Here is a 16485-nt window from a genome sequence, read left to right on the forward strand (position 1 = left end):
ACTTTGAACTGTAAGCGGCATAAGTGAACACTATGGACGCGAGCACTTTTACCTATCAAAAACAATCTCAACCAGCGGCAGCTCCCACTGCTCGGCTTTACACAGCGTCTGATAGGCCTCATCACTGTCGCTTCGATAACGCATGATCATGGCTAATACCGTCACCGATTCAACAGCATTGATTTTAGCCGACCAAGACTGAGCGCCCTGTTTCGATAGCTGGGCGACTATCATGCTGTCATCTTTTAACACCACCTTGCCGTTGCTATGTTCAAGGCTAAGCCGTGAACCAGTGTTCAACCGGGCAAGATGCTGATGAATCGGATGAGATATGGTAAAACGTCCGGCATAACCCAGATCAATATCTTTCATGCCCAAAATGGCATACTGCTTGCCGATCACTTGACTTTGCAGCGGCGGACTAACGGTTCGTGATAATAAATGATCGCCGGTTATTTCGGCCAAAAACGGATTACGTTGATCTTGCCGCTGCATTAAACATAAGGTTTCTTTGGCGCGCGTCATCGCGACATAAAACAAGCGTCGTTGCTCTTCGGTGGCAGGCGCTGTCCAGCCGCCGTCGATGATCGCTAAATGCACAAATTCCATGCCTTTTACCGAATGCACGGTGCTGAGAAATACGCCCTGCCCCAGACAGCGCTCGCGGCGTTGCTCGGCCAGCACTTCATAAAGGAATTCCAGCGTTTGCAGGTTACTCACCTCGCCGTTATCGGTTTCGTCCTGCCAATCCTGCAACACGCTTTTAAGCTGGTTCAGCCAGATGTCGCCCAATTCATTGCCATAAATGTCGTCCAGATGGCTCAGCCAGTCTCCAGCCTTGCTTAAGGGTTTATGCGATTGTTTGATCGCATTTAGCAAATCGGCATTTTCTCTGATCCGGGACAGCGGCGGTTGCTTATCGGCAGGCAGCATAATGCTGACCGGAATGTCGTGCCGCTCCAGCAGAGTTCTGACCGGATCGAGCAAGCGCCATGCGCTTGCCAACACCGCGCATTGCGACCAATCCAGTTGGCTGTCGAGTTGACGCAAGCGCAACAATTCATCGACCACAGCAACCGCTTGGCTGTATTCATCTGCGGTGATCAGTTGCTGCACCCGACCTTTGCCGACCGGATCGAGTTTTTGCCAGCGGCCTCCGGCATCCAGGTTTTTTCTGCCCCGGTTGATGCGGATCGGCTGCTGCTGTTTCATTCGGTCCTGATTATGTTGGATCAGCTGGTTGGACGCGGCGATGATGTGCGCGCTGGAACGGTAATTCTCCACCAGATAATGCACCCTGGCTTGGTAATCGTCTTTAAACTGGCGGATAAAGCCGATATTCGCGCCGCGAAACTGGTAGATATTCTGGTCGTCGTCGCCCACTGCCAGAATGCCCAGTTTACGCTCCTCGTCCTGAGTGCGCCCGGCAATGGCTGAAATCAACTGGTACTGCTCGGCGTCAATGTCCTGGTATTCATCGACCAGGATATAGCGGTAACCGGCCAATAATCGTTCCCTCGTTTCGTCCGCATCGACGCCCAGCAACGGCTTGTCGCCGCGCAATAATGCGGTCGCTTCGTTGATAATCTCGGCAAACTGCCGGTTGTCGTCTCTTTGGCTTGCTATCGCGTGGCCGGTCAGGCGCAGGCTCAAACCGTGATAAGTCTGGATGGTCACTCCCCTGGCATCGTCGCCGACCAGATCCAACAAGCGCCGCCGTAATTGGCTCACCGCATTGCGGTTAAAACACAGCACCAGAATCCCTCGGGCAGGAACGCGTTTGACGCGCAACAAATAAGCGCAGCGATGCACGACCACGCGGGTTTTACCGGAGCCCGGCCCTGCCAGGATCAATAAATTGTCGCTTTCATCACTCGCGACCAGCGCTATTTGTTCGGGATTGTTCAGATCGTTGACGATGCGCTGGAACGATTGCTGGCTGGTGGCGCGCTCCAGTATATCTTTGCGATCGGAAAAATAGCGTTTCACGAACTCGGTTTTATCGCTTGAGAAATAGGCGACCACAAACGCCAGCGCATGGCTGATTTTGTCCAGCCCGTATTTGGCGTATTCGTTGATCACATGCACCTGGAAAATGCGTTCGCTGTAATGCTGCGACAAAGGCTCAAAGTCGCCTTTGTTGTATTTGCGGCCTTTGGCTTCGGGCAACACTGCTATGGTCATCGCTTGGCGAAATACCGCCAAGCCTTTTTGCAGGGTGATGATTTTTTGTTCATGCAGAAAATTCAACGCGCGTTCGACAGCGGCCAGCGGGTCTTTGACTTCCGACGACGCAACCAAATCCTGGTTCAACACCGTCAGTAAATCTTCCGCGGAAAACTCGACCAGCAAATCGCCGGACGGTTTGGCATGGTCGGGAATACGCTGCATGATGCCGTCCAAGACGACTTTGGCTACTGACTGCCGTATCTCTGCCGTCGCATTCAGCGCCGCCCAGCCCCGGTTGAGCTTGACCGCATACTGATCCAGTCCTTTGTGCCGAAGCGTCAGGCTGCCTTTTTTCCCGGCCAGGCCTTTACCGTCTTTAGCCAGGCTACCGAGCAACAAGCGCAATATCTCTGGATTGCTGTTGTCATGGCCGTCGTTGAGCAGGCTTTGATTCAGGTGGCGTAGCGATAAGGTTTGCCATTGCCCGCTGTCGGCATCGGGCGCTTGCTCTTGCATCGCTTTGAGCATAGCCCGCTCCAAAGCGCATACTTTTTCCAGTGTGGCGACAGATGAGTTGCCGACCTTGTAACGGACGAACGCGGTCAACAACAGGCTCTTTTGAATCAGTCCCGCCTTGGCCATGTCGTATAAGGTCCTGATCACCTGTTGGCTGGCGGTTTGGTCGGTCTTGCCGGTTTTCTTGTCGTCTTCGTCAGCGCTAAAAGCGCCAAGCAAAGCCAGCTCGTCGGCGCTAAAACCCTCGTCGCTTTCCGCGTTGAACAATGCTTCCAGTATCGCCAGCCAGCGCTGTTGCTGGCGTTGCGACAAGCCCAGTTTCTCGACTTTGCTTTTGGCTTCGTCGATATTCTTGACCAGCGGACGGCCTTGAAACACCTGGGTAAGGTTTTCGTTGCGCTTGATGAAGCCGCCGCACTCCAGCCACGATACCGCCATTTTGACTTTGGTGTCGGCGGCATGATCTTCATTATCGAAAGAGGTTTGCACAGCGTCATCCATCAGCAGTTCGCCGGTCGTCAACACCACATTGCCGGATTTGTCTTTTTTGCTTTTGCGCAGCCCTCTTAAAATCTGCGCAATATCGCGCTGGTTGATTTGCGACGAGGCCGACAATTTAAACTGGGTCTCGATGTCGTTTTCATCGAACAGCAACACGCATTCCGCGTCTTTTTGGTCGCGCCCGGCGCGGCCCGCTTCCTGGAGATAATTTTCGATCGAACCGGGAATGTCCGCGTGAATAACCAGACGCACGTCGTCCTTGTCGATGCCCATGCCGAATGCATTGGTTGCGGTGATGATGCGCGTGGCGCCGGTCACGAAGTTTTCCTGGATGTGCTTTTTCTCGGCGGTATCCTTGCCTGCATGGAAGGCTTCGACCTGCCAGCCTTGTTGCTGCAAATACTCGGCAATTTCCTCGGTGTTTTTGCGCGTCGAACAATAAATAATCGCGCTGCCGCCGTCGGCCTCCGGGGCCAAGCGCTCGGTCAACAGGCTGTTGATACGCGGATACTTGTCCGCGCCGTTGACGGTCTGCACTTCAAAATGCAGTTTGTCCCTTTCCACGCTGCTTGGAAAGAAGGCTAAGTCCTGCGCTAACTCAGCCTTGAAATAATCGATGATTTCATCTTTAACGTCCTGCTTCGCGGTCGCGGTAAAGCACTGCACCGGCGGCAACACGGCTTTTTGCCGCAGCGCGAACTCCTTGATAAACCGCGCCGCATACAGATAATCCGGCCTGAAATCATGGCCCCATTTGGACAAGCAATGCGCCTCGTCGAATACCCAGCAACCGATCTCCCGCTGTTCAATGGCTTTTTGGAAACTTAAGTTGCGCAGTTGTTCCGGCGACACATAGAGCAACGCAATATCGCCGTTTTGTATGCCCTGCAATACCTCGCCGCGCTCCGGCGCGGTCAGCATGCCGTATAAAGCGGCCGCATTCGGCGCGCCGGTTTTATTGCGCAGATTATCCACCTGGTCTTTCATCAAGGCCTGCAACGGCGACACCACGATGGTTAATACGCCGCGCCGTTGATAGCGCACCAGAGCCGGAAGCTGAAAACACAGCGACTTGCCGCCGCCGGTCGGCAATATCGCAAACAGCGGTTTTCCGCACATCGCGGCCTTGACGATCCGTTCCTGCAAACTGCCGCCATCAGCCGCAGCCGGTTCCGACCTGAACCCGGCAAAACCGAAATAGCGTTCCAGCCAGATAACCGGATTATGCATTTGCGCGCAATACGAGCAAGCCGGATCATTGCAGGGAATATCCCTTAGCCGGTTCAGCGTCGGCGCGACATCGTCAAAACGCAAGCGCACCCACGGCGGCAACACCGAATTGCCGCCCGCCACCCGAAGCCATGCGAGACAATAGGCTAAAGCCGTTGTAGGGGCGAATTTATTCGCCATTTGCCGAATAGCCGTATTACAAGCTTTATCCAGCGTTAAGCGCCCGAATAAATCAAACGCCCCAAGCTCATCGACAGTTTTCGCGCCCATTGCCGACAACGCCCGCTGCACGCCCGCAAACTGCGGATCACAGGAAAAAGCATAATGATAAAAATCCAGCAACCCGTCCTCAGCCTGTTGCTGTTGCAAAGCCTCCCATTGATCATGGAACAGCGACACTGCAAGACGCGCATCCGCCAACGGATCGTTCAAACTATCGCGCACCAACTTGTAGTCTTTAACCAGCCGGTGATAGGGATTTTCAGGAAACGCCAGCGGCGACAGCAATAAAGTATCGACTACCGGCTTGTTCAGGAATTTCAACTGCGAAGAGATAGCCCGGCAAACCGGAAGATCATGCTCAAGGATGTTATGGCCTAACAGGTAAATAGCATCACGGGCGAAATCGTCAAACTCGGCCAGCGTTTTTTGGACGTTGAACGGGGCTTTGCGCTGGAAGGTAAGGTCGTTAAAGACCGCGCCTATCGCAAAGATCTCGCCGTTTTCGTTGGTCTCTAAATCCAGGCTACAGCAGCCGGTTTGAAAGCTTTGCCAGTCCATTGTGTGACTATTTTGCCGGTGGGTTGTTTAGCACAGTGCTCATCACCTTACTGCGTTGGAATTTTTCAAGCCGATAAATCATCCAGAAAAAAGCGGTAGTTATAATCATCAAGCTTAGGTTCCGGATCACGACAAAAATGTTCCCACTCTCTTATTCTGGCGCTATTCCGAGAAGGTAGATTAAGTCCGTAAATTTGTATCGTGATTTTGGCCCGATTCTGCAACTGCTCATTCGCATGTGGTGAAGGTTCAATTTCGCCGGTTTTAAAATTCACTACAAAATAGCGCATGAATGCATAATCGGTTTCGTCGGGATTGAGCAAACCGTCATTGAATTGCTCACGTTTTTGCGATTGACACATATCGCAACAAGGAAACAAGTTATCCCATTGATACGCCAAACTTTGAAACTGGCTTTTTGGACGAAAATGTTCAACCGTTTCCCGGCTTTCAGCGCCCAATAGCCCATCGCAAAAAGCGCAATGGGTTTTGGTCATCTCCAACAATCTTTTTCGAACCAATTGGTAACAGTCCGGTTGAGGCCATCTGAACTGGTATTTGGGATTTTGCTGACGAGCGGCAGCAAACGCGTCGGTCCATTTTGCTGCATTAGCTTCCAAACATACCGGTTGCGGAAGTCGATCCAGTTTATGCAAGACTAAGCTCCTGTCCGGTCACTCTGGCAATTTGGCGTAGTTCGCGGTTGACGATCAGCGCCGCCTCCTCACCTCGTGCGGCCAGCTTTCCGGCTGTTTCCAGCAATACTTCCAGCCCTTGCTGATCTTTCATGAATCGGTCTCTAAGCCGGTAAAACTCATCGAATAGTGCTTCAGTCTCAATATCGAATTCATCGTCAATACCGAAGACTTCATTCAAAATAAGCCGATAACTTTTACCTGCGCCTGACTGCACGCCTTCGATAATGCCATTGCCTTGGCCGGGTTCCGGTAAACGGTAAACCCAGGCATCTTCGACCGATCCCACGACAAACGGCGAATGCGTGGAAACAAAAATCTGGGCATTGGGCAACAGAGTTTGAATCGCCGGTAAAATCCGCCGTTGCCATTTAGGATGAAGATGAATATCCACCTCGTCCAGCAGCAGAATAATCGGTTGGGAAAATACGTCGCGCTGTTCTTGCCAAGGAATTGCTTCAAGACGTAGCGACAAATCAGCTACCCAGCTGATGATCGATTTTAGCCCGTCGGGTAGGCTGTCGAAGTGGATAGTGTCGCCATTCACCCGAACCGTCACCGCAAGCGGCGAGCGTTCCAGGCGAAATTCCAGCTCCAGGTCGCAGATGTCGCGAATCAAGGTGGTGATTCTGTTCAGAGCCTGATCATAGACCTGAGCAGCCTGATTATCACCGTCCGCTTTTGCCAAGGCAGATTGAGTGCGATTGTTGGCTATCCATTGCAATAATATTTGCGGGCGAACGCTACCGTCGAATGACAATGCGGCCTCAAATGGCGTAGCGGTGATTTGTTGGATTGCCGATATTTTTGTATCGCGTAGAGTGCGTTGCCCGGAATAGGCGAAGGCTGCATACTTGAAGCGAGTCATAGGATGAAGATTGTATGGAGTAGAAATATCCGTACATTGCCTCCATAATCTCAATCCGTTTTCTTCAAAATTCTTTTTGCCGTAACCGAAATAGCGACCATTTGTTGGCTCATATTTTGCGATCAGAAAATCACCGTAGCGGTTTGAGCTTGGGCTTACTAAATTTGAATAACGAACACCATATTTTCCTGCTTGTTCCCGAAAAAGAAAGTCCACATAGCTATCCGAACTCCGAAATCGGCTGAGAATAAGACTATCGCCCTGATAACCATTAAAAATCTCCGCCAACGCATACAACAACGTACTTTTCCCGCAACCGTTCGGCCCGGTAAACAAATGGATTTCCGCCTTATCGGCATCCCGTTCGGCGGACGCTATGGGTTTAAAATCGATAGAAACATCGTCGAATACGCCCACTTGATGTAAAGCGAGAGCTTCCACACGATACGGTTGCGGCATCAGCGCGCTCCAATAAAATGATAAGTTAGCCTAGTTTAACGCATGCATCCCGTGCGAGCTATCCTAAGCCGTAAGCTGGACTCGCCGATGGATGACATTAGAAAAGACTCCAGGCACTGTATTGTGCATCACACTCCTTTTCGATACCCAACCACACTGGAAACATTAATACCGGAATGGATTGCTCGTTGAAATCTTTTTGAATTACCCGGTATTTTGACATTCGTAAATAATATGACGCGCCTTAGCCGGTAACTCAAAGCAGCTTTTCAATACTGTCTCTCAACTGCGGCAACCTATTTTCAATAACAGCCCAGATTTGCTGCAAATCCAAGCCCCAATAATTGTGAACCAAAATATTTCTAAATCCTGAAATCGCCTTCCAATTAATCTCAGGATGTTGCGCTTTATAATTCATCCGACAACTTTTGCGTTGATTCCGACAACGTTTGCAAATTACGAATAACCGCATCCTGCACCATTTGCGAATTCATAAAAACAAACTGATCGTATTCTGTGTAATCGTTAATTCTGTCAATACAATCAATGATATGTTCAAGATAAATACGGTCGTCTTTCATAATGGTTGCGCTTCTTTCAGAACTTGAGCATAAATGCGCGGATGCAAAGCGTTTTTAGTCACTAAATCCACTTTTCGTTGCAGCAGCGTTTGTAAATCGATGAGCAACTCACCTAAATCAAACAAATCCCGTCCTTGTTCCAACTCAACCAGAAAATCCACATCGCTGTTATCACCTGCATCGTCTCTCGCCATTGAACCAAATAGACAAATAGATTTAACGCCATGCTGTTTGGCTAAATTTAAAATAGCTCTTTTGTTAATCGTGATAAGTTTGTTCATAACGCATCTCGCAGCCTGGACATTAACTGGGTATGCGACAAGGTTTTACCTCGTCGTTTTCAATTTCCACATCGCGTTGTTTCGCTAACGCTAGCGCATCATCTGACAGTTCAGAAGAATCAATATAAGGGGATATCAAGACTTTCTCCGATGGCTTTCGCGATCATACGAGCTGAATCTAAAGCTTCGCTGACAATCTGATCAATACTTATGATACCTGCGAAATATATTTTCAGTTGCGTATCCAGCCGCTAACCACGGCATCGATGATATTCATAAAACAAATATTTTATATTACTTGCCGAATCCATCAGGCCACTTTAGCCGCATCATTTAATTGTTGTTGCTCTGCCAGTTTTTTATGAATGTTGCCTGGACTTAATTCCAGCCCGTTCCGCCAGCACAACGCCCCCAGTTCCAAAAAGAATTGCTTAAAGTACCCCTCATCATTTAACGGGATAACTAATTCCGTTTGCCGATCAATCAGGGGTTGCAAATCATAATCTCCCCATGAATTATCGGAAAAATACAATCGTAAAATCTTCTGCTGCACATGTTTTGCTTGAATTATTTTAATCATTATCGGCTCCCGCAATACGTTGTAACGGTTTTAATTCAATGGCGTATTGCCAATTGCTTAGTAATTCTTGCTGATGTTCTTTCGTCCATTCGCGCACCAGTTTTATAGCCTTGTTAGGCAGTGTTCCTTCTAAAAGCTCACCATTTTCAATAGCCATCAATGCTTGATGGCCTTGATACTCCACATGAAAATGTGGCGGGTTATGGTCATCATGGTACATACGAATATAAATACCAAAGAAATAAGAAATTACCGGCATATTATTTTCTTTTGTTGTCTAAGGAAGCGCTGAACAACTCTTTTATCATCACATACCTTTTGTATTTGAGTTCTAAGAATCACCAAGCCGATTATCAGGATGAAATAACCGTATCGCTATCCCCCGCCAGCAAGCGCTGCGGAATCTGGCTGAAAATATAAGCGCCGTTTTGCAAATCGAAAACCCACACCACATCGAAACGGTCTCCGGGCCATGTTTGCGGGGCGGTCGTGCTGTTGCCGAGAATCAGGTTGGCGATGCCTGGAATATCCTGGTGTTGCCAGGCAATCAGCACGATTCCGTCGCAGCCGAGGGCGTCCTTGATCATGTCGGCTTCATTCTCTTTCTTGTACTGACAGTTGATCTTGATACCGAGTTTTTCGGATAGAGGAGTGATGGTCTCCAGCGGACGCTGGCTGTTGCTGTGCTTGGCGACGCCGGATGCATAAAGATACTGGGGAGTCGCAATGCCGGGATTTTGCAACTTTCCGTCGGTCGGGGCAAAGAATACGGTCAATGCCCCGGCTCTTTGCCAGCCCAACGGAATCAGTGATTCCGGGTTTTGATTGCCGTTAATGTCCACGCCGAACGGCGCACCGGACTCGGCCGGTTTTTCAGCATGGCGGATGATCATTATTTTTTTCGCTTTCATATCAGGCTCCTTTTCTTGATGGTTATTGGACCGGACGCATGATCACTGCCGAAGCAGGATAATCTCTATCGTATTGCGGCCATAAGTCGTGTACGACAAATCCGTATGGCTTTGTCCCATCACATTGGATCTTGTCGTTTTTCACTTCGGCGCAATGCTCCGGCGACCAGGACAGCGTCAGCAGGTAATAGTCGAATTTTCCCGGTTGGCCGTCCGCATAAGCCGGAAAACTTAGGCAGAGAATCAATGCCAAAACCGCCGTGCCGATTGTTTTTACATGAAACATCATGTCTTCCTTTTATGCGGGTTTTAGTTTCCGGATCAATCAATGCCGCTATTTTCGTGAAATGCTTGAAGCTTGCCAATGCCGTTTTATTAGGTCGCTTGGTTGCCGTCCGGCTTGTTTCCGGTACCTCGCAGGCGGACCAGTTTCTGCAAAAGATCGAACCAAAACGGCGCGCCAAAGAGCGTTGCCGATGCGGTTACCAGCCAGCCGGCTAACTGGGTGCCGCTTAACGATGTGCTATCGGTCCAACCGACAGGCAAGGCCATGAGTTTGTCCAGAGTAAAATCTGTCGAGGATGCCGGCAAGCTGATGCCTGCGGCAATTGCAGGATGCTGCCAGAGCGTCGTAAAAAGATGAAAACTATCGATATTAAAAAGACCTGCAATGACCAAGGCAATTATGAAGCAATAAAGCTGAGAATGACGCTTATAGTTGCCTGACAGCCGGTTCATTCCTGCGTCGAACCATCCAGCCACCTCGGTATAAATATTTTCGATCTGTCCTCCCGATCTTGCGTAGATGCCTTGCAGCAGCTGTTTTATCTGTGGGTTCTTTATTGCGTCGATGTCCTTGCCCAGCTGTATAAAATCACCGGGTACGGTCTGTATGCTATCTATAAGCGCAATAGCAAAATGCTTTGGATCGATGTAAGAAGGTTTGTTTTCGATATCTTCCTCGCTGCTGGCATTTCCCTGGTCTTGATGCCCCACTAAGGCGTGGTTGTAGACATCGCGCGCAAGCCCGTCAAAATTTGGATCGTTAAGCAGGGATTTGACGCCATCCAATAGCGAACTGGAGCGCAGCTTAAGGAATGATGCAATGGCTTCGTTAATGGAGCTGACAATAAAAGCGACGGACGCGTAACAAAAGATTAGCCCGATTGCGACTTCTAACGTGGTGCTGTTAAACATGGATTTCCCCTTTTTTAATTGTTTTAATAATTGTTGATCATTGTCACCGGGCTCAAAGCACCGGCGATAGGGTCCTGAGCTGCATATAACCTACACTTTGCCCAAAAAAGTACGTAATTTGTCGCAAATAAAGGGAACCGCAGTAGCTGGGGTTCTGTGATCGGGAACTTCAGGCATGATTCCTCTGACCAGATTCTCGACATGATTCTCGATGTCGTCGAGAATGTTTACTCCCCGATTAACCGGAAGATGGGCGGCAGCCTCGTGCATCGCTTTCTGGAAGTCGTTCAAAGGTGCATTCAATGCTTTGGCAAGTTCATCGGGGCTTACCACGTAGGGTCTGGGGACGATCTTTTCAGGACCGGGATTACTCGGAGTGTCGAGATTCAACACGCATTCAAGATCTGGCGCAACGGCATCGCGATGACTGATAGGCGCGCCGAGAGAGAAACATTTCCTGAGTGTGGCGATGACCGATGTATGGTCGAAAGGACAGGATGAGCCTTCCGGCGTTTTCAGGATGGTTCCGGCTTTGATATAGGGGGAGACCAGCACCGCAGGAACGCGGACCCCGTAGCGATCGAAGCCGAACGGCTGGGAATGGCTGTTGTCAGGAGGAACGGCTGCCGGCGGCGGTACATGGTCGTAGATGCCGCCATGCTCATCATAAAGAATGACGAACAAGGTCTTTTCCCAGGTCGGTGCGCTTCTGAGCGCATTATAAACCTCTGCGATCAGGTCCTCGCCCATGCCGACATGATGCGGAGGATGCTGGTCGTTGGGCAATTTTACATCCGGAAAATAGCGCGGTTCGATAAAAGTATAAGAAGGTAATTTGCCCTCGGCCGCGTCCTTGGCAAATTCCGTTTCAAAAAACCTGAATCGGTCTATGTGCGGCCACAAACGGGTAAGCGTCAGCGTTTGCGGGAAATCGTGAAAATAGATTTTCCATGAGTCAGCACTGAACCGGTTGAAGACCGTCTCCATCAAATAAGGAAAATGGGCCGGAGAGTTGTTTTCATAGCCTTCCGCAGTGCCGCAATGCAGGAAAAAACGATTCGGCCATGTCTGGCAAGGCGCGGAGGCGAACCAGCTGTCGCACACTGCAAATTCTTTCGCCAGAGTGCTGATGACCGGAAGCTGCTCCGGCGTGTAGTAATGCATGATAGATTCCGGTGAATAGTTTTCCGGGGCTTCGTCGGTTTGCCTGACATAGTTGTTGACGAAACCGTTCATCGCCGGCATTCCTATTCCGGGCTTGCCGTCGAGCCCGAACAGTTGCATGTTGATGTCTGTCCAGAGTTCGCCGGGGTCCGGGGTGGGAATCGACATGGATTGCTGGTCGACGTTTCCGCTATTCCATACCTTGACGTCATCTTTGCCGTGGTTCGGGTTGGTTTCATTTCCGGTAAGTCCGTCGAAGCCGGGGTTTCCTGGATAAAGTCCTCCCAGTAGGCTGTCGAAAGATCTATTTTCCATCATCAATACCACGACATGTTCAATTCTTCCGCCAAGATTTTCCATGATTGTCTCCGCTAGTCATTTCGTTACAAGTGTTATTTCGGTTAATGCTTTTCCGCCAATTTCCGGCTTATCCTATCGTGATGAGGCGCATTAACCAACGGCGCAATTGTGGCGCAAAAATTTGTAGACGTATGTAAGCTAAAGCTGAAATTGAGCTGATGATAAGGTCATTTATGTTTTGCAGTCGGCTCTTAGTAGCCTATTAAACGCTGACAGCGAAGTTTCGTCAGTCGTAATTCCGCTCGCCGAACAACGCGGTGCCGATTCTGACGATAGTGGAACCTTCGGCAATAGCGGCTTTTAAATCCCCGGTCATGCCGAACGAGAAGGTATCCAATTCCGGTCTTCCCAGTTTTGCAACGGCTTGGTAAAGCGTTTTATAAGGTAGGCATTGCTGCTCGAAATCGTCTTGCGGAGCCGGAATAGCCATTACGCCGCGCAGCTTCAGGTTAGGCAGTTTGACGACCTGTTCGCAAAGTTCAGGCAATTCGGCCAAGGTAATGCCGGATTTGCTTTGTTCGTCGCTGATATTGACCTGCAAACAGATATTTAACGGCGGCAAATGGGCCGGGCGCTGTTCGCTAAGGCGTCTGGCTATTTTTAAACTATCGACGCTGTGTACCCAATCGAAATGCGCCGCCAAAGGCTTGGTTTTATTGGATTGGATAGGGCCGATAAAGTGCCAGGTAATATCGTAAGCGCCCAGTTCCTGTTGTTTTCCCAAAGCTTCCTGCAAATAATTTTCGCCGAAATGGCGTTGCCCGGCTTGATAGGCGACAGCAAGATCCTCGGCCGGTTTGGTCTTGCTGACGGCCAGCAACAGCACCGAGCCCGGCCGACGGTTATAGGCAAGTTCAGCAGCGCTGATTTGCGAACGTATTCGTTTGAGTCTTTGAGTTATCGTTGTCATTAGTCATCCGTTGTCAGTTAGCAGCAATTATTAAACAACAATTTATCACTAAAAACTAACGTAACAACACACATTCAAAAAAACATAAAGATGAACTATGGTATAAAAACAATTTTATTTTTGTCTTCAAGAGGATGTTATGGATATTGCCGAATTACTGGCTTTTTCAGCTAAAAACAAAGCGTCGGATTTACATTTGTCGGCAGGGCTTCCGCCTATGATCCGGGTCGACGGCGATATTCGGCGAATCAATATTCCGGCATTGGACCATAAGGAAGTGCATGCGCTGATTTATGACATTATGAATGACAAGCAGCGTAAAGATTATGAGGAATTTCTGGAAACCGATTTTTCGTTTGAATTGCCCGGCGTTGCCCGCTTCCGTGTCAACGCATTTAACCAGGAGCGTGGCGCTGCCGCAGTATTCAGGACGATTCCTTCGGTAATAATGAGTCTGGAAGACTTAAAGGCCCCGAAGTTTTTTGAAGAGCTGTGTCAAAAACCGCGCGGCCTGGTTCTGGTGACAGGCCCTACCGGTTCCGGCAAGTCAACTACGCTGGCCGCAATGATTAATCATATTAACTGCAATGATTACGCACACATACTCACTGTAGAAGACCCTATCGAGTTTGTTCATGAGAGCCAAAAATCGTTGATTAACCAACGGGAAATCAAACGCGATACCCACGGTTTTAATGAAGCGTTGCGTTCGGCGCTACGGGAAGATCCCGATATTATTCTGGTCGGCGAAATGCGTGATTTGGAAACCATCCGCCTGGCAATGACCGCAGCCGAAACCGGCCACCTTGTATTCGGCACGCTGCATACCACCTCAGCCGCTAAAACTATTGACCGTATTATCGACGTATTTCCTGCCGCAGAAAAAGACATGATCCGGGCCATGCTTTCCGAATCGTTGCAGGCGGTTATTTCGCAAACCCTGCTCAAAAAAATCGGCGGAGGCCGTGTTGCCGCGCATGAAATCATGGTCGGCACACCGGCTATCAGGAACTTGATTCGCGAGGCCAAAGTGGCGCAAATGTATTCCGCGATTCAAACCGGACGCAAAGACGGCATGCAGACGCTGGACCAGAATTTGAAAGAACTGGTCGATAGAGGCGTGATTACCGCAAAAATGGCTATGGAAAAAGCGGTTAATCGGGATATGTTCCGCTAGGAATATGCGAACTTCGAGATTAATAACTGGTAAAATCACTTTATTTGACACCCAGCGAGAACTTATGACCGCTCCCAAAGCCCTATACGAATCAACACTGTCGTCTTTAAAACTCCGCGCTCGCGGCAAAGTGCGGGATATCTACGACATCGACGACAAGCACATGCTGATTGTAACCACCGACCGGCTGTCTGCATTCGATGTGATTTTGCCCGACCCGATTCCGGGAAAAGGCCGCGTTTTAACCAACGTGTCCAATTTTTGGTTTGAAAAAATGAAGCATGTGATGCCCAATCACTTGTCCGATATTCCGCTGGAACAGGTCGTGCCCGATGCTGCCGAGCGCGCACAGATCGAAGGCCGCGCTATCGTCGTCAAATTATTGAAACCGCTGCCGGTTGAAGCGATTGTGCGCGGCTACCTGATCGGCTCAGGCTGGAAAGATTATCAAAAATCCGGTGCGATCTGCGACATTAAACTGCCTGAAGGCTTGCAGCAGGCGCAGCAATTGCCGGAGCCGATTTATACGCCGTCTACAAAAGCCGAAATGGGCGACCATGATGAGAACGTATCTTTTGATCGTACTGTTGAATTGATGGGCCGGGAGCTGGCTGAAAAAGTGCGCGACGCGAGCCTGAGACTGTACCAGGAAGCCGCCGCCTATGCCAAGGAACGGGGCATTATTATTGCCGATACCAAATTTGAATTCGGCATTGACGATGACGGCGTTTTATACCTGATCGATGAAGCTTTAACGCCCGATTCATCCCGCTTTTGGCCTGCCGATCAATATCGGGTGGGTATCAGCCCGCCCAGTTTCGACAAGCAATATATCCGGGATTATTTGGAAACACTGGATTGGAATAAAACCGCGCCGGGGCCGCATCTACCTGCCGAAGTGGCCGAATATTGCGCAGCTAAATACCATGAAGCGGAAGTTAGATTGACGCAAGGTTAGTTTTCAAATCGATACCCAGCTCCCCACACACAAATCAACAGTGAATGGGGAGCCCCACGGACAGCCATCCATTGCGTCAATGCCAAGTCAAACACAGCCTGTGAAGCCTACCTTAAGGCGTGATTTTCACACAGTTGATACAGCTGAGTTCATGATTCAACAAGTACTGTAGCTGAAACAAGTCCGGTTTATAATCCTGATCAATGTCCGCCAATATGCGGTTTTTGATTGGATTACCGGAAGCCGTATCAGTCTTAACTTCCTGCACGACGTTGTTCCATGCTGACATGTGGTCAACCATAGTGTTAGGCCAAATACGGGGCATATCTGTAATAACGAAAATCGCTGCACCTATCGCAGCGGAAATTGAACAGAAAAAGGGCAGTATCGTGCTAAATTTCCCAATGGTACGAAACAGCATCAACCATATAGCACTGCCCATGATGAACATGAAAAGACTCGGAAATATAACGTAGCGCCCCCCAATTAAATAGGGAAGTACCGCGTCATCCGGTGCAATGGAGCGTAATCGAACAACTATCAGCGCAATATAAATAAGTAAAGCTGTCAAGGGGTACGCAATTACTGCGAACGCGTATAAATACTCTTTTCTATTGGTTTTTAGGTAGTGACGCATCAGGACAACAAGAATCAGTATGCTGATCGCCAAGAATCCGACGCCACAACATGCGTCAACGTTTTGCTTGTCGAACCTTGGCGAAATCAAACCGCCATTCACCCAGATTATTGACCTTAGGCCTGCATAAATCGAGTCCATCAATAGGGCGAAAAAACGAATCGCAATACCGAGAGAAGAAAGAGGTTCCCCAACAGCTTGAGGAACCGGCGCGCCCCGAACCATCAGAAACCCGTGAATCGCCGTCAACGCAGCAGCACCGGCCAACGCAATTAATCCTTTTTTCACATCATTTTCGGATACCGCTCCAGCATAGTTGAATATCAAAAGCAAACTAGCACCAGTAAAGAGTGCTGCCCCACTCATAGCAATACCCACTCCAGAGGCATGCATTGAAGCATATCCCAGCAGAACAAAAATAACCAATCGGCCCGTAGCCGGTTTGTTAAGGTATCGTACTAGTGTTTAATTGCATTAATAGCATTAGATATAGGTTATAGTTGGCGTTATG

14 protein-coding genes and 1 pseudogene are annotated in these 16485 nt (G+C 49.4%); 2 read left to right on the plus strand and 13 right to left on the minus strand.

What is annotated here, in order from left to right; translation table 11 throughout:
* Positions 1-48: 48 nt before the first annotated feature.
* The 12 genes and pseudogenes from V7051_RS19315 to V7051_RS19370 all read right to left on the minus strand — a co-directional run bounded on the left by V7051_RS19315 (position 49) and on the right by V7051_RS19370 (position 13202).
* Positions 49-5196 (minus strand): RecQ family ATP-dependent DNA helicase, encoded by a 5148-nt coding sequence (locus tag V7051_RS19315; RefSeq protein WP_333877775.1) that lies wholly within the window; start codon positions 5194-5196, stop codon positions 49-51.
* Positions 5197-5261: 65 nt separating this feature from the next.
* The gene (locus V7051_RS19320; RefSeq protein ID WP_333877773.1) at positions 5262-5852 is read right to left on the minus strand and encodes a hypothetical protein; all 591 of its coding nucleotides are present in this window, start codon (positions 5850-5852) and stop codon (positions 5262-5264) included.
* Positions 5845-7218, minus strand: a complete 1374-nt coding sequence (locus tag V7051_RS19325; RefSeq protein ID WP_333877772.1) for an AAA family ATPase — start codon at positions 7216-7218, stop codon at positions 5845-5847. The genes V7051_RS19320 and V7051_RS19325 overlap by 8 nt, the downstream gene beginning before the upstream one ends.
* A gap of 256 nt (positions 7219-7474) precedes the next feature.
* Positions 7475-7799, minus strand: a pseudogene (locus V7051_RS19330) (HepT-like ribonuclease domain-containing protein).
* Positions 7796-8080 carry a nucleotidyltransferase family protein gene (locus tag V7051_RS19335; RefSeq protein ID WP_333877770.1) on the minus strand — a complete coding sequence of 95 codons (285 nt, stop codon included), beginning with the start codon at positions 8078-8080 and terminating at the stop codon, positions 7796-7798. The pseudogene V7051_RS19330 and the gene V7051_RS19335 overlap by 4 nt, the downstream one beginning before the upstream one ends.
* A gap of 310 nt (positions 8081-8390) precedes the next feature.
* Complete coding sequence (locus tag V7051_RS19340) at positions 8391-8660, minus strand: hypothetical protein (protein WP_333877768.1); 270 nt, start codon at positions 8658-8660, stop codon at positions 8391-8393.
* Positions 8653-8919: a DUF4160 domain-containing protein gene (locus V7051_RS19345; protein WP_333877767.1), complete on the minus strand. Its 267-nt coding sequence runs from the start codon at positions 8917-8919 to the stop codon at positions 8653-8655. Before V7051_RS19345 ends, V7051_RS19340 begins: the two co-directional genes overlap by 8 nt.
* A gap of 94 nt (positions 8920-9013) precedes the next feature.
* On the minus strand, positions 9014-9571 hold the full coding sequence (locus V7051_RS19350) for a hypothetical protein (protein ID WP_333877766.1): 558 nt from the start codon (positions 9569-9571) through the stop codon (positions 9014-9016).
* A gap of 22 nt (positions 9572-9593) precedes the next feature.
* Positions 9594-9860, minus strand: a complete 267-nt coding sequence (locus V7051_RS19355) for a hypothetical protein (RefSeq protein WP_333877764.1) — start codon at positions 9858-9860, stop codon at positions 9594-9596.
* Positions 9861-9946: 86 nt separating this feature from the next.
* Positions 9947-10768 carry a hypothetical protein gene (locus tag V7051_RS19360; RefSeq protein ID WP_333877762.1) on the minus strand — a complete coding sequence of 274 codons (822 nt, stop codon included), beginning with the start codon at positions 10766-10768 and terminating at the stop codon, positions 9947-9949.
* Between the two features lie 90 nt (positions 10769-10858).
* Positions 10859-12292, minus strand: coding sequence for an alkaline phosphatase family protein (locus tag V7051_RS19365; RefSeq protein ID WP_333877760.1), 1434 nt, complete (start codon positions 12290-12292; stop codon positions 10859-10861).
* Between the two features lie 226 nt (positions 12293-12518).
* Positions 12519-13202, minus strand: coding sequence for a YggS family pyridoxal phosphate-dependent enzyme (locus V7051_RS19370; RefSeq protein WP_333877758.1), 684 nt, complete (start codon positions 13200-13202; stop codon positions 12519-12521).
* Between the two features lie 139 nt (positions 13203-13341).
* Here V7051_RS19370 and V7051_RS19375 point away from each other — a divergent pair, with 139 nt between their 5' ends.
* Together V7051_RS19375 and V7051_RS19380 are read left to right on the plus strand one after the other, a co-directional pair.
* Positions 13342-14379 carry a type IV pilus twitching motility protein PilT gene (locus V7051_RS19375; RefSeq protein ID WP_333877755.1) on the plus strand — a complete coding sequence of 346 codons (1038 nt, stop codon included), beginning with the start codon at positions 13342-13344 and terminating at the stop codon, positions 14377-14379.
* A gap of 64 nt (positions 14380-14443) precedes the next feature.
* Positions 14444-15337, plus strand: a complete 894-nt coding sequence (locus V7051_RS19380; RefSeq protein ID WP_333877753.1) for a phosphoribosylaminoimidazolesuccinocarboxamide synthase — start codon at positions 14444-14446, stop codon at positions 15335-15337.
* Between the two features lie 112 nt (positions 15338-15449).
* Here the strand turns inward: V7051_RS19380 and V7051_RS19385 are convergent, their stop codons facing one another.
* Positions 15450-16400, minus strand: coding sequence for a hypothetical protein (locus V7051_RS19385; RefSeq protein ID WP_334181170.1), 951 nt, complete (start codon positions 16398-16400; stop codon positions 15450-15452).
* Positions 16401-16485: the final 85 nt, after the last annotated feature.

Origin of the sequence: Methylobacter sp. (assembly GCF_036845245.1) — a bacterium.
Lineage (GTDB): Bacteria > Pseudomonadota > Gammaproteobacteria > Methylococcales > Methylomonadaceae > Methylobacter_A.